At 41.0% G+C, this 14,317-nt stretch carries 12 protein-coding genes; all 12 read right to left on the bottom strand.

Annotated features, from left to right (window positions below):
* Complete coding sequence (locus AC4E96_RS08185) at nucleotides 1-2,079, bottom strand: DUF1302 domain-containing protein (protein ID WP_490255463.1); 2,079 nt, start codon at nucleotides 2,077-2,079, stop codon at nucleotides 1-3.
* A 153-nt stretch (nucleotides 2,080-2,232) separates the two neighbouring features.
* The gene (locus AC4E96_RS08180) at nucleotides 2,233-2,466 is read right to left on the bottom strand and encodes a DUF2835 domain-containing protein (protein ID WP_488032559.1); all 234 of its coding nucleotides are present in this window, start codon (nucleotides 2,464-2,466) and stop codon (nucleotides 2,233-2,235) included.
* Between the two features lie 31 nt (nucleotides 2,467-2,497).
* Nucleotides 2,498-5,098, bottom strand: a complete 2,601-nt coding sequence (gene pepN / locus AC4E96_RS08175; protein WP_490255462.1) for an aminopeptidase N — start codon at nucleotides 5,096-5,098, stop codon at nucleotides 2,498-2,500.
* Between the two features lie 65 nt (nucleotides 5,099-5,163).
* Nucleotides 5,164-6,597 carry a Na+/H+ antiporter NhaC gene (nhaC, locus tag AC4E96_RS08170; protein WP_490255461.1) on the bottom strand — a complete coding sequence of 478 codons (1,434 nt, stop codon included), beginning with the start codon at nucleotides 6,595-6,597 and terminating at the stop codon, nucleotides 5,164-5,166.
* A 26-nt stretch (nucleotides 6,598-6,623) separates the two neighbouring features.
* A complete protein-coding gene (locus AC4E96_RS08165; protein ID WP_490255460.1) occupies nucleotides 6,624-8,006 on the bottom strand; it encodes a sodium-dependent transporter in 1,383 nt (460 codons plus the stop codon).
* Between the two features lie 117 nt (nucleotides 8,007-8,123).
* Complete coding sequence (gene prc, locus AC4E96_RS08160; protein WP_490255459.1) at nucleotides 8,124-10,181, bottom strand: carboxy terminal-processing peptidase; 2,058 nt, start codon at nucleotides 10,179-10,181, stop codon at nucleotides 8,124-8,126.
* An 8-nt stretch (nucleotides 10,182-10,189) separates the two neighbouring features.
* On the bottom strand, nucleotides 10,190-10,810 hold the full coding sequence (gene proQ / locus AC4E96_RS08155; RefSeq protein ID WP_488032564.1) for an RNA chaperone ProQ: 621 nt from the start codon (nucleotides 10,808-10,810) through the stop codon (nucleotides 10,190-10,192).
* Nucleotides 10,810-11,094: a hypothetical protein gene (locus AC4E96_RS08150; RefSeq protein ID WP_488032565.1), complete on the bottom strand. Its 285-nt coding sequence runs from the start codon at nucleotides 11,092-11,094 to the stop codon at nucleotides 10,810-10,812. The genes proQ and AC4E96_RS08150 overlap by 1 nt, the downstream gene beginning before the upstream one ends.
* A 4-nt stretch (nucleotides 11,095-11,098) precedes the next feature.
* Nucleotides 11,099-11,572 (bottom strand): GAF domain-containing protein, encoded by a 474-nt coding sequence (locus AC4E96_RS08145; RefSeq protein WP_490255458.1) that lies wholly within the window; start codon nucleotides 11,570-11,572, stop codon nucleotides 11,099-11,101.
* Nucleotides 11,573-11,719: 147 nt separating this feature from the next.
* On the bottom strand, nucleotides 11,720-12,544 hold the full coding sequence (locus AC4E96_RS08140) for a LytR/AlgR family response regulator transcription factor (protein WP_488032567.1): 825 nt from the start codon (nucleotides 12,542-12,544) through the stop codon (nucleotides 11,720-11,722).
* Between the two features lie 27 nt (nucleotides 12,545-12,571).
* Nucleotides 12,572-13,642, bottom strand: a complete 1,071-nt coding sequence (locus AC4E96_RS08135) for a sensor histidine kinase (RefSeq protein WP_488032568.1) — start codon at nucleotides 13,640-13,642, stop codon at nucleotides 12,572-12,574.
* A gap of 132 nt (nucleotides 13,643-13,774) precedes the next feature.
* On the bottom strand, nucleotides 13,775-14,254 hold the full coding sequence (locus AC4E96_RS08130; protein WP_490255457.1) for an Mpo1 family 2-hydroxy fatty acid dioxygenase: 480 nt from the start codon (nucleotides 14,252-14,254) through the stop codon (nucleotides 13,775-13,777).
* Nucleotides 14,255-14,317 lie beyond the last annotated feature (63 nt).

The raw sequence follows: 14,317 nt of genomic DNA, 5'->3' as shown, positions 1-14,317 counted from the left end.
TTACAGCGAATATTTAACATTGAAAGAGACGTAATCACGATCTTCTTGAGTATTTGAGTTACCAACACCGCCGTAGAACGTATTATAAGCAAAGCCAAATGAGAAGCTGCTTTGGTACTCAACTTCAACAGCTAAGCTCGCTGACTTCTTGTCTTCAATGAACAAATAAAGTGGATCAGGTGTTACACCATCAACGTCATGTGAGAAAGTAAAACGAGGTTTTACATTGAATGAACCCATTACACGGTTAATTTCACCCGCTAGAATCACGCGGTAACCCCACGCATCTTCAGTTGGGAATGTTTGGTTTTCAGCAACACCGTTTTGTACACCATTAAGTACACCAGCTGCCACTGTATCGTAGCCTTGACCACTTCGGCCAGTACCTGGTGCATTAAAGCGTAATAATTCCGGAGCAGGCATGTCTTCAATCTTCACATAACCAACTTCAAACACAGCATTGAAGTTATCCATGCCTAGGCTTGGACCAAACGAGTGAATCGCTGTTGCTTGAGCTTGTAGCGTATCAAAACGACAGTAACCGTCTGCAGTTTGACCTAGCTCTGGAGATTGAATGTCACAGCCTTCGATATTGTGACGACCGTATTGTGATAAACCGTCCAATTCACCACGAATTCCAGCGTTTGCTAACTGTTGTGGCATTGCCGCAAACAATAGCTCAGCATCGTCGATTTGGAATGGCTCATCTTTACGGTAAGAAATTTCACCAGAAACCGCTGTTGTACCGACAGTCGTGTTGAAACTAAAACCGTATAGTTCGATATCTTCTGGGAATACGATAATACCCTTTGTGAAGGCATTTAGATTATTAAACTGGTCTACCGTTAAGCCACCATTTGCTTGAGATGATGCCATTACCGTCAAATCAGCGCCTATTGCCTGCTGACTAAAGTCAGATGCAACACCCGAGATCAATGGACGACGACTGTGGTAGTTAATGTAATAAAAACCGAACTCAGTGTAGTTTAGTTCTTCTGCGAACCAACCTAATTTAAGACCGAACTGGCCACTATCACTTGCAAACTGATCGCCTTGATCGTTACGAATGGCAAATTTGGTTGCATAACCTAAGTACATATTCGCTGCAGTTTCTTGGTCAACTGCACCAGTACCTAACATCATACCAACTTCGTTTAAACCGGCAATTAGGCCATCACGGTCTAAGTCTGGGTTTGACGCGAAGTTTAATTGAATATTGTTGAATTGACCGCCTTCACCGGCAAAGTCATTACTTGAGTGATATGAACCTGGCGCAGGAAGGTAAGTTTCTTGCCATTCATATTGATAAAACGCTTCTAGAGAGAACGCATCGCTCAGACCTACATTGGCCCAAACCATACCTACCGGGATAAACGCTTCTTTAAGGTCAGCACCTGGTGCTCTTAAACGAGCGATATCAACAGGGCTTACATTAATACCGTGAGGGATAAGCGTACTTTCACCCCAAGATAAAACTTGCTCACCAACACGGATTGATACCGGAGTCGCACCGTCATTGAAGTCGAAGTCAGCGTAAAGATAGGCATCTAATACACGGAAGTCTTCACAAACAAGCTCTTTTGCTTCTTTGTCACGACAAATGTCGTAAGATTGACCTGTAACAGGGTTTTGGTAACCAATACCTTCTGCTGCAAAGTCTTTATAATACATAAAGCTTAATACTGCACCGTAGTTGTCACCGCGAACATTAAGCTCGTGGAAACCTTTTAGTACCTCAGAAAAAGACTCACCTGAATCGTAATTTAGGTTACCTAAATCACCATTGGTCGAGTATGAACCCGTTTGGGCCCAAACTTGGGTGTTTGGATAAAGTGGTGCATATCCTTTATAACCACTCCAATCAAACAACTGGTTATTTGACTTACCAATGTGTTTGTTAAAGTCTCGTTCTTCGATTCGATAAGCCGCACCGGCTGAAAATGTCGAGTCGAATGTAACGTCAAAATTACCCAGTTTAAAACTTGCAGCGCTTGCCCCAACTGAACTCATCGCCATTAACGCACCAGCAATACTAAGTGCTAACGGTTTGAGCGCAGTCCTGCGTTCCCCTTTACTCATATTTTTCTCCCCTGTCCCCTTTAGGTTTATTTTTTATAATTAATTGAGGATATTAAGCTCATCGGATGAGCCAATTATTATTAATAATTACACCATTTACATAGCCACGCAAGAGCTAAGTGCAAAACATCCCAACTAAAATTACCGCATTCTTTAATTTTTATTCAATTTTTCTAGTTTTAAGAATTTATTATTGCTGTCTAAATAAAGAGCAAAATGTCCATTTACTCCATTATTTGTCATAAAAGGCCTGATGTGATGTGCTGGAAACATCACCGTTTTTCCAATGTGAGACATTACTTTAATAGATGTGTAATGTCCCTGATAATATTCCATGCACTCCTGCGCCGTTAGGCTCAACGAAAAACGATATACTTGATTTGCCACTATTTGATCCGCTCAACTATTACAGGTCTTACTATTTAGCCAAACTAGCTTGGACCTTTTCAAATAGGTCTTTCGATAACTTTGTTGATGCCAATGATTCTAACACTTCTTGCATTTTAGAAGAACGATTGGAATCAAATTGCTTAAAGGCCAACAAAGGGTCAATCAAACGAGCAGCCAATTGCGGATTAAACTCGTCAATTTCAACTAATAGTCTTCCTAAAAACTCATAACCCCTTCCGCTTTCATGATGGAATTGCACAGGGTTACGCATTACAAATGCGCCATACAATGAACGCATTCTATTAGGGTTTTTACGATCAAATTCACTGCAATGCGACCACTCTTCCATCATAGAGTAGACCGTGTCTTGTTCGGTTGAACCTACAAGCTGGCAAATTTTGTCGAACACTAACACTTCGCCTTTGAACTCTGTATAGAGCTTACCTAACAAAGGTGTTAATACTGCTTGTCCAATCACTTGTGCAGCTTGCAATGCCATGATTCTTTCAGTCATATTAGCGGCGTTGTTAAACGAAGTCTGCACTGTTGAAGTCACAGTTTCTTTGTCATCACTATAGGCAAGTAACAACAATACTGAGCTCTTGAGACTACGTTGCCCAATTAACTCTTTATCATAGCCGTTCGTTATTGAGTTTAACCTTTCGACAATTTTAGTTAATACTCCAGACGTTTCATTTGCCAATTGTGAAGCAATTGCCTTGCGATTCGATAGGATTTCATCGACATCAACGGTCTCATAAGCTTCAGCCAAAGAATCAAAGCTAGGCAGTTTTAGCAACTCTGCTTTGACGGCTGCACTCATTGAGTCATTGTTTATTATTTTGGTTAGAACTTCTATTAACACTTTGGTCGCTGCGCTAGCTGTTTTCTTTTTAACCGCTAACTGCCACAAGCTCTGGACCATATCCCATCTACAGAAGTCATCAGATGCAGACTCAGCGATCACTTTCATATTTTCGAGGGACATTTCACGCTTAACCTTTACTGGAGCTGAAAAGTCTTCAAATAATACGACGGCAACTGGAACGCCGCTTAGGATCTCTAGTGTCGCTTCGTGCTCCTCAAGAATAAAGGTCCCGGCTTCAATACTATTTCCAGTGCCCTTCTCTAACACCTCATACTTAATTGGGATAGTGAGTGCCTGATAGGCATCTGAACGGCCGTAAATACTTTGCCTAAATGTAACCAAATGGCGCTCTGCTTCCGCTACTTCGTCCACTTCGATTTGCGGCGTACCTGATTGGCTATACCACCTCGAAAAACGACTCAAGTCCTGATGATTTGCATCTGCCATTGCTGATACAAAATCATCACAAGTTACGGCTTGACCGTCGTGGCGATTGAAATAAAGGTCCATCCCTTTTCTAAATCCATCTTCGCCTAATAACGTATGCATCATACGAATCACTTCTGCACCTTTGTCATAGACAGTAACTGTGTAGAAGTTATTCATTTCGATGACTTTATCTGGACGAATTGGATGGGCCATTGGTCCAGAGTCTTGCGCAAACTGCATCGTACGAATTATTTTTGCATGACTGATACGCTCTATGACTGGCGTGCCCATGTCGGCACTAAATTGCTGATCTCTGAAGACGGTTAGACCTTCTTTTAAACTTAACTGGAACCAGTCACGACACGTAACTCTATTACCTGTCCAATTGTGAAAGTATTCATGAGCGATAACAGCTTCTACACCATGATAATCCGTATCGGTGGCCGTTCTTTCATCGGCCAATACATACTTACTGTTAAATATATTCAGCCCTTTGTTTTCCATCGCCCCCATGTTGAAAAAGTCAACCGCGACAATCATATAAACGTCTAAGTCGTACTCTAAGCCATACTTTTCTTCATCCCACTTCATGGACTTTTTTAGAGAAGACATAGCATGGTCGGCTAAGTGCAGATTGCCTTTATCAACATAAATTTCAAGATCGACCTTTCTACCTGAACACGTCATAAAAGTGTCGGTCAACACATCGAAATTACCGGCAACCATAGCGAATAAATAACTTGGTTTTGGGTGTGGATCATGCCAAGTGGTAAAGGTCATTCCCGTTGACTCTTCTACCTCACGCTTTATCAAGTTTCCGTTCGATAAAACATGATTAAACTCACCGCCGTTACATTTAATCGTTACTGTAAAAGTAGAAAGTACGTCTGGCCTGTCCAAAAATGGCGTTATTCTTCTGAAGCCTTCAGCTTCACATTGGGTGCAGTATGCACCGCCTGACAAATACAACCCTTCTAACGCAGTGTTTTCAGATGGGTTTATTATTGAGATAATGACTAATTCAAATTCGTTCTCAGTCGTGAAAAGGACAACTTGATTAGCGCCAATTTTAACATCATCACTCGCTAGGGGCTTACCGTTAACGAAAACACTCTCTACAGACTCCACTTCTGAGTCTAAGATAAGGGGCTCTTCGTGTTGACCGTTTCGACGGACCTGCAGCGTCGCCGTGACTTTAGTTTTTTTAGAGTCTAACTCTAAAAGGAGTGATGTTGTTGGAATTAAAAACTCTGGCTCTTTGTAATCTTTACGATATTTGGCTTGTACTTGTTGAGATTGAGAATCAGGGTGAGAAACTGGATTACTTGCCATAAAAACCTCAAATAATGACCAAGAAGATAACAAAACGGACTATAACAATAGCCCGCTTTTTATGATTATGCTGTTTGCTTTTTAAGAACTTTAATTCCTAAGTAAGCGAATAAAATTGCAAGACCTACATTAATTAAGTTAAAGAATGCGTAAGGCCAAAACTCTAAAGGGCTGATTAGCAACACACCCGCCATGTAAGCACCACAAGTGTTCCATGGAATAAGTGGACTCGTAATGGTACCGCCATCTTCCAACGCACGAGATAAGTTAACGTTATCCAGACCTCGACGCTCATATTCTTCGCGATACATGCGGCCAGTCATAACCAAGGACATGTATTGGTCTGCCGTAACCACGTTGATACCAAACGCTGTGCCAATCGTCGCAGTGACCAAAGAACCTGACGACTTAGCTGCCGAAAGAATGCTTTTTACGAATACGGCCAGTAAGCCAAGCTTTTCCATAACCGCACCAAACATCAGGGCTGTCATGATTAACCACGTTGTATTTAGCATTGATGACATACCACCGCCGCTCAACAACTTATCCATGTTGTCGTCACCGGTCACCACAGAGAATCCATCGAACATAGCTTGCCAAATGACAGAGATAACGGCTACAAAGCTGGAATCTCCAGCCACGCGTTCTAACAGCTCTGGTTGGAACAAAAAGCCCCAAATTGCGCCAATTAACGCACCAATAAAAATCGCAGGAAACGCTGGTACTTTTTTAACCGCCATAATGACAAGAGCAACTAAAGGCAACAAATGCAAAAGTGAAATGTTATACGTCGCCAAAATAATCTCTTGAACATTGCCAATACTTACTTCTTGAGCTGCTGAGTCTTGAGTAAAGCCGATAACCGTAAACAGAACTAAAGCAATTACAAAAGCGGGTACAGTCGTCCACAGCATATGACGAATATGGTCGAAAAGATTACTGCCTGACACTGCTGGTGCTAGGTTCGTCGTTTCAGAAAGCGGACTTATTTTATCACCAAAATAGGCACCTGATACCACCGCACCGGCTGCTACCGCAGGCGACATACCAATACCCGTTGCAATACCCATCAATGCCACACCTACTGTTGCGGCTGTCGTCCAAGACGATCCAATGCTCATCGCAACAATAGCACTCAATAAACATGCTGCAGCATAAAACCAATCTGGGCTTAAAATTTGTAAACCATAATAAATTAACGTAGGGACGGTACCGGCTAACAACCAAGTACCAATCAATGAACCAACCGCTAATAAAATGAAAATAGCCCCCATAGATACCGAAATACCATGGATCATTGCGTCTTCTAGTTGTTGCCATTTATAGCCATTCTTAAGACCAATTAAGCAGGCAACGCCTGTCGCCAGCAGTAATACGATTTGGTTTGGTCCGTATGAGCTGTCACCACCATACAAAGCAACCGACGCTGCCAGTAACAGCACCAAAAATATCAATGGTATCAGAGCGTCAATAAAAGAAGGTTGTTGTGTTGTTTTCAACGTAAAATCCTCGAATACAAGAACAGTTAGCTAAAGCTAACTATTCCAACTAAATTTAAGAATACAAATAAAATGGCGATTGGCGTGAACCAGCGTAAAGTAATATACCAAAGTGTAAATTTACCATCGCTTAAGTTTAATTCCTCTTGAACCACGTCACGTTTCATTACCCAAGCAACAAAAATTGCGGTAGCAAGTCCGCCAAGTGGCAGTAAAACGTCAGCCGTTAAATGATCAATAAGTTCAAAGTAGTTATTAACGTGTTTGCCAACAAAGACAAAATCTAACTTGGCCCACTCAGCACCAGTAAAGCTAAAGACGGTTAGCATGCTTACAGCCCATAAACTGACAACAGCGATTAGTGCCGCTTTACCGCGCTCAAGAGACAAACGCTCAACTAACCAAGCTACTGCCGATTCAACCATTGCAATAGCAGATGTAAATGCGGCAAAACCTAGCATGACAAAGAAAATGGTTCCGAATATTGTGCCGCCCCACATTTGACCGAAGGCAATAGGTAAACTTACAAATACCAAACCAGGACCTGCTGTCGCTTCTAAGCCATTACCAAACACAATCGGATAGATCGCAATACCGGCAATCAAGGCAATCACAGTATCCGCTATCGCAATCGCCATAACAGACTGACTGATGCTAGTTTTCTGTGGCAAATAAGCCCCGTAAATCATCATAGCACCAGAAGCCAAGCTCAGAGTAAAGAAGGCATGGCCCAACGCAATCAAAACACCAGAATAGGTTAATTTGGAAAAGTCCGGATAGAACATAAACTTGATAGTCGTGGCAAAATCACCATTGATTGCCGCATAGCCAGCAATAATAAGTAATAACACGAACATAGTCGGCATGAGGTAAGTTACCGCTTTTTCTAAGCCATCTTTCAGACCTTTACCTACGATAATACCGGTTATACCTAAGACAATCGTTGTCCAGAAGACTAACTCACCTGGGCTACTTAGAAGATCGTTGAAAATACCTTGGATTTTTTCAGGAGAGGCTTCGACAAAATTACCAGAGCCCGCTTCAAAAATATAAGAAACCGCCCAGCCGGCAATAACAGCATAGAAAGACAAAATGAGGAATCCAGCAAGAATACCTACCCAACCAACAATACTCCATTTGGTATTGGCACAGGCTTCTAAAGCCAGAGTACGTACCGAGTTGCCTGGGCTTTGGCGTCCACGGCGACCAATTAGTACCTCCGCCATCATCACTGGTATACCGATAGATAAGATGCACAGCAAATAGACGATAACGAATGCACCGCCACCGTTTTCACCCATGATGTAAGGGAATTTCCAAATATTCCCTAAACCTACCGCAGAGCCGGTGGCTGCTAAAATGAACGCTAGTCTACTAGACCATTGACCATGATCAACATTTGTTGACATGTGTCCCCCTTGAAAGTTTTGTTGTTTTTATTATTAATAATTATTATTTTGTTGTGACTTACGTTCACAAAAAAGCAGCCGATGGCTGCTTTACATCGATACTACTAATTTACTTTTTTAGTTAGATAACCTACTAACATTGGCAAATTGGCCCGTTGCGATAAGGTCTGAGACTATCCTTGCAGACTCTTCTAAAAACGGATCTAATTCGTCAAGTACGTCTGGTAAGTCATCTTCAACAGATGCTACTGGCTCAAGCCCCAAACGTTTGAGTCGCTCATTGATTCGAACCAAGCGTTTTTGTTTATTTTCATCACGTTCAGCGATACGCTCCGCTTCATTTAAAGAAATAAACTTTTGATCTTTTTTCTCTTGGTAATCAGCGATATCTTTAAGTAAATATTGAAATTCTGGCTCTGCAGCGATTCTTGCCTTGTGGCGTTCCGTCAGCAGATTAACCTGGCTCGATATAGTAGCAATTGGCTTGTAACGAGCTGGTCTGATGTTATCCCATGGAAGTGCATTTTCTTCTTGGCTTTCTCCCCAATCTGCCGCGTCAATGGCTGACGGGAAAAGAATGTCAGGAATCACGCCTTTATTTTGGGTACTACCACCGTCGATACGATAAAACTTAGCGACGGTAAACTGAATAGAGCCTAGTTTATTATCAAAACTATCGAATGCACGGCCTATGCCTCGGTGTTCTTGCACTGTACCTTTGCCAAACGTTTGCTCGCCTATAACTAAAGCACGACCATAATCTTGTAACGCTGCGGCAAAAATTTCAGATGCAGAAGCACTATAACGATCGACCAAAACAGTAAGCGGGCCATCATAATACGTCTTACCATCGTAGTCTCCGCGTTGGCTTATATTGCCAACACTGTTACGGATTTGTACAACTGGGCCTTTATCAATAAACAAACCGGTCAGTAAGGAAGCTTCTGAAAGTGAACCACCACCGTTACCACGTAAATCAATGATTAAGCCCTCAATGTTTTGATCTTTTAACTTAAGGACTTCTTTTTTAACATCATTTGATAAATTGTTGTAAAAACTAGGAATCGTAATCACGCCAACTTTAGCATTTAGATCGCCAATTTTAGATTCGAATACCTCTGAGTCAGCAGCTCTGTCTTCTAGACGAACTTTATCGCGAATGATCTTAACCTGTTTTGAATTACCGGCAATATTGTCTCCGCGCACAACCTGTAAACGAACCTCTGTGCCCTTTTTACCTTTAATTAATTCAATGACGTCATCCAAGCGCCAACCAACGATATCAACAAAGTCATCATCACCTTGAGCCACACCAATAATCTTATCTTCAGGCTTTAGCTCATTAGTTTTGTCAGCCGGACCGCCTGGTACTAGACTGCGAATAACAGTAAATTCGTCCACTGGTGATAACACAGCACCTATGCCTTCTAGCTCAAGGTTCATTTCCACCTTAAAACGGTCTGCACGACGCGGAGACAAATAAGAAGTATGCGCTTCGATGCTTCTAGAAAACGAGTTCATAACAAGCTGAAAGGCATCTTCGTTTTGAGTCTGAGTCAAACGGCGAATGGTATTTGTGTAGCGTTTTGTGAGTGTCTCCTTGATACCCTCGGCATCTTTACCCGCAAGCTTTAAGTTTAATGCGTCATACTTTAATTTCTGGCGCCAGTACTCATCGAGTTCATCGTTAGATGTAGCCCAATCTGCGTCTTCTCGATCGTAATAGAACACTTCTTTTTTGGTGAAATCAAAAGGTTCTTCCAACCATTTTATGGCTTGTTCGTATCGTTCTACTCGACGCTTTAGTGACTCTTCATATAAGTCAAAGGTAAAACCTAACTTGCCTAGGCTAATAGCCTCATCAAATTGGAATTTGTATTTATCAAATTTTTCGATATCAGCCTGTAGGAACAAACTTTTGTTGTAATCGAGGTTACGTAAAAATCGATCGTAAATTTTTGCAGACAGGTCATCGTTTAATTTCACTTTCTTGTAATGAGAACGTGAAAACCATGCCGTAATCCTTTTCGACGCTACTTTATGTTGAGATTCTTGAACCAAATCAGGAACAACAAACTCATCTAAATTAGTGACTTTACTCTCAGCGACTGAAGCGCCTGAAAATAACAGAGTTGCTAAAATAGAGCTGGTAAATACGTGCTTAACTGTCTGCATATAAGCTCCTACGCTTTAAAAATACTATCCTTTGTAACTTTCATGACCATTCCTGACGTCAATTGAACTGAAACTTCGTCTTTAGACGTTTCGACAATTGTTGCGGCCATTGGTTTCATACCAAGCTTAACTAAAACTGAATTTCCAACTGAGAAATCTTCGTTAGAAACTAATTCCTTAGCAGGCTGAGCTTCTTGAGCTTTTGGTTGAGCTGGCTTTGGCTTTCTCTTTGGTGGGTTTTTAACGGCTTTGGCTGGTCGCTTAGGCGCGTCTTTTTTAGCATTTGCCTTTCGTTTTTCATCGAACTTGGCTTTGCTTTCTGCAAGTTGTGTAGTTGCGTGTTCGATATGTTCTGCAGTTAGCTCTTCAACGTCCTGGCCATCTAGATCAACACGCATGCCGCCTTTTTTAACTGCTTCCAAATATCTCCAGCTGTTCGTATAACGACGTAGCGCATGGCGAATTTGTGTTTTAGAAACTGGGTCTTCTTCAGTGATACGTTCTGCAATATCAGTGAAAATACCAATTTTTAGCGGTTTTGCGTCGCCTTTAATGCTAAAGCTTTCAGGAAACTTTTTTGCTAAAAATTCAATTACTACTTTTAAGTCTGTTTTTTGTTGAGATTGCATTAATCGTTCTCTATTTCATCTAATTTGTCTTGAACAAAGCTGGTTACCCAACTTTCAAGTTCATCTAATTCATTTTCAATTACAAAATCTTGTCCGGCGACCGCTTCCCACAACTCGTCAAATAGCTGTTCGGCCATAAATTGATCAGCGTGTTCCGGTAGCATGCCATAGGCGATGTAAATCATTTCATTGATTCGTTCGACGACTTCTTCTTCTTCGCCATCCCAATCACCGACGATTTCAATACCAACTAGGAAATCGCGAACATCGATCAGTTCTTTCATGTCTCTACCAGATAGTTTGGATCATATCGACCAACTGCTCAAGGCCGTTGGCATCTTCTTGGTCAAAACGATTGATTGAAGGACTATCTATGTCTAACACAGCAACGACCTCGTCATTTACGATAATCGGCACAACGACTTCCGAATTACTTGCTGCGTCACACGCAATATGACCTTCAAACTGGTGCACATCTTCGATCAACTGAGTTTGTCGTTCTGCTACGGCAGTGCCACAAACACCTCGACCTACAGGAATTCGAACACAGGCAGCTTTCCCTTGAAACGGGCCTAACACTAATTCTTGAGTATCTTGTGCTAGGTTTGGGGCCATAATATAAAACCCAGCCCAGTTTATGTCATCTAAGCGCTCATACAAAATAGCACTGATATTGGCTAAGTTAGCAATTCTGTTCGGTTCACCATCACACAACGCTTTGCTTTGCATGACAATTTCTCGATAAAACTCTTTTTTATCCAAAGTTTTGCCTTTAGAAATAATGTGGATTTAAAATTTAGCCTGCTAACTTACTCCTAATCACCTTAAATTTAAAGCCATAGGACGCATTTTATCAGTACTCACAGCCTTAATTGGCTGTTTTTCCGTCACAGTTAGTCAGTTTCTTACTTAAAGGAACAATGAACGTACTTTATCTCTGTAACTGCGACTGACTCTGATTTCATGTTCATTACTCAATTGAATAACGTATTCGCCATTACTTAATGTTAATACTTTCTTAACCGCATCATTCTTTACTAGTACAGAACGATGCACTCGAACAAACAATTTGGGGTTAAGTTCTGTTTCTAGTTGTTTCATCGTTTTACGCAAAATATGAGTTTCACCATCTGAACAGTGAACACACATATAGTCACCAGCCGCGTCTACCCAAAGAACATCGTGAACAGAAATACGTGTGGTTTCTCCCACATCTTTAACAGAAATGTAATCTCGATATTCATCGACGTTTAACGGTTGGCCTTTTGCCAGGCTATCCAAAATGGTATCCGAATCAGCACCGGTTAACTCTGACATCATGTTAACCAGCTTCATTTGTTGATCGCTATCTACGTTACCGCCAAATTGTTTGGAAACTTTTTCGATACATTCACTAAGCCTATCTTCGTCTACCGGTTTCAGTAAATAATCAATGGCATGAACTTCAAAGGCCTGCAGAGCATATTGATCGTAAGCCGTCACAAACACTATTTTAGGGAGAGGCGTTTTGGTTGCTTGTAATTGCTTCAGTGCTTCAAACCCTGTCATTCCTGGCATTTGGATATCAAGAAAAACCAAATCCGGTTGCAGTTCATTTATCTTTTCAATGGCTTGTTGACCGTTTTTGCATTGCTCAATAACTTCAATTTGTTCGAATTTATTCAAACGAATCGTGAGACCTTTTCGAGCTAATGGTTCGTCATCAACAATGATAGTTCTTATTTTGTGTTGCATGGTATTTCCCATATTGAAAAACTCGCTTTATTCATTGTCGAATTCTAGTGGAATTCTAATATTCACTTTTAAACCTGTCGGTTCTACCGATGACAACACAAAAGAGTGGTCATCATATAACGTAAGTAATCTTTCCCTTGTATTTGCGATTCCCACCCCTACTCCATTGGATTTCGTAGCGGTTTGACTCGTATCCAGTCCTGGACCATTATCTTTAACTTCTAATAATAGGTCATGCCCAAACGTCTTTGCGCTAATGGCAATAACCCCGCCGTCATCCATCGCAGCGATGGCGTATTTAATTGAATTTTCAATTAACGGTTGTAACAGCAAGCTCGGAACAAGGGCTTGTTTGGCGTCCTCTGTTACATTCCATTCCACGCTTAATCTATCTTCAAAACGAATTTTTTCAATTTCTAAGTACAGTGACAACGCCTTTATTTCTTGTTGTAACGGTACTTTTTTTATTGGGTCTGTGTGTAACGAATAACGTAGGAAATCACTTAATTTGGAAACCATACCGTTGGCGGTTTTGTTTTCTTCACACATGACCAAGGTTGAGATAGCGTTAAGCGTATTAAACAAAAAATGTGGATTTAACTGGTATCTCAACATTTTTAACTGCGCTTGGTTTGCCATGTTGGCAGCTTTTAGTGCTTTTTGGCGCTCTTTCTCAAGCATTTGATAGTATTTAATACCAAAATAAAGCCCGCTCCAACATAGAACAATATAAAAGCTACCCAAGGTATTCCTAAAGTACCCTAGCCAATCTGATGGTGTATACCCAAAACGATAAAACTCAAAAAAGCTATAATTTTGAATCACACCCCACAACGTTCCTATCACATAGGACGCGGTTAAAATCGTCAACACTAACCACCGCGGTGACATATCCCATACTCTGCGATACAAATACCTCAGTGGAAGGGTCAGCATTGCACCTAAATATGCGTTGGAAATGATGATGAAAATATAAGCATCACGCATATCATTTACGAATGAGCCGATGTAATGGACCAATGCAAATCCAATCCATCCACCAATATGTAAAATCCAAAAAAACTTATTTCGTTCGTCGATTAACTTCTGAACATTCAATTTAATGCGCCTCACATTTGTGGGAGTCTTCTAAAGTCATTATAAGGACAATAAAAGCAATAATACGGTTAATGAACCCGACTTCGAGTGCATTTATCGCATTATTACTCTTTGGAGAAACTTAAATAGGGGTTATTTTTTAACAGGCTCTGTAACCGGGACACTAACGGGAAACAGGTGACAGAAAATCCAAGCTGGACCAATTAATAAGAATTGAACGTCTTTAAAAAATGATGGTTTTTTGCCTTCGATTTTATGCCCAATAAACTGAAGTATCCAAGCGACAACAAAGACAACTAAAGACATGACTAACACCGACACTGGCATAGCAACCTGCCACCACCAAACAAAGCCAAGACATATGGCAGAGAATAAAATCATTCCTAAACCGAGAACAAAAGATAAGCGCAAATAAAATAAGCAAGCAGGAACTAACAAAACCAAAGACCAGTTAACCAAAGGGTGAGCGGTTTCTATTGGAAATGGAATGGACCACAATAGTCCGATAACGGTCATATAAATGGCCGGTACACATAGGTAATGAATCAGTTTGTTAGTGTGATTTTGATGGCTTTCACTATATTCCGAAAGCCAAGTGTCTAATGTTTTCATGACTGACCTGCTTTTATGATTTTTGTTATAACAAGGTTTATGTTTGCACTTTATAACGACTTG

The sequence above is a fragment of the Psychrosphaera sp. genome (assembly GCF_982872775.1).
Note: the sequence above shows the minus strand (reverse complement) of the source record. Positions and strands in the feature narration are given on the sequence as shown.

What these genes read in the sequence shown, in the direction of transcription:
- prc (WP_490255459.1), bottom strand. Translation starts at nt 10,181, where the DNA reads ATGCAGACAGTTAAGCACGTATTTACCAGCTCTATTTTAGCAACTCTG.
- AC4E96_RS08165 (WP_490255460.1), bottom strand. Translation starts at nt 8,006, where the DNA reads ATGTCAACAAATGTTGATCATGGTCAATGGTCTAGTAGACTAGCGTTC.
- proQ (WP_488032564.1), bottom strand. Translation starts at nt 10,810, where the DNA reads ATGCAATCTCAACAAAAAACAGACTTAAAAGTAGTAATTGAATTTTTA.
- pepN (WP_490255462.1), bottom strand. Translation starts at nt 5,098, where the DNA reads ATGGCAAGTAATCCAGTTTCTCACCCTGATTCTCAATCTCAACAAGTA.
- AC4E96_RS08185 (WP_490255463.1), bottom strand. Translation starts at nt 2,079, where the DNA reads ATGAGTAAAGGGGAACGCAGGACTGCGCTCAAACCGTTAGCACTTAGT.
- AC4E96_RS08140 (WP_488032567.1), bottom strand. Translation starts at nt 12,544, where the DNA reads ATGCAACACAAAATAAGAACTATCATTGTTGATGACGAACCATTAGCT.
- AC4E96_RS08130 (WP_490255457.1), bottom strand. Translation starts at nt 14,254, where the DNA reads ATGAAAACATTAGACACTTGGCTTTCGGAATATAGTGAAAGCCATCAA.
- AC4E96_RS08150 (WP_488032565.1), bottom strand. Translation starts at nt 11,094, where the DNA reads ATGAAAGAACTGATCGATGTTCGCGATTTCCTAGTTGGTATTGAAATC.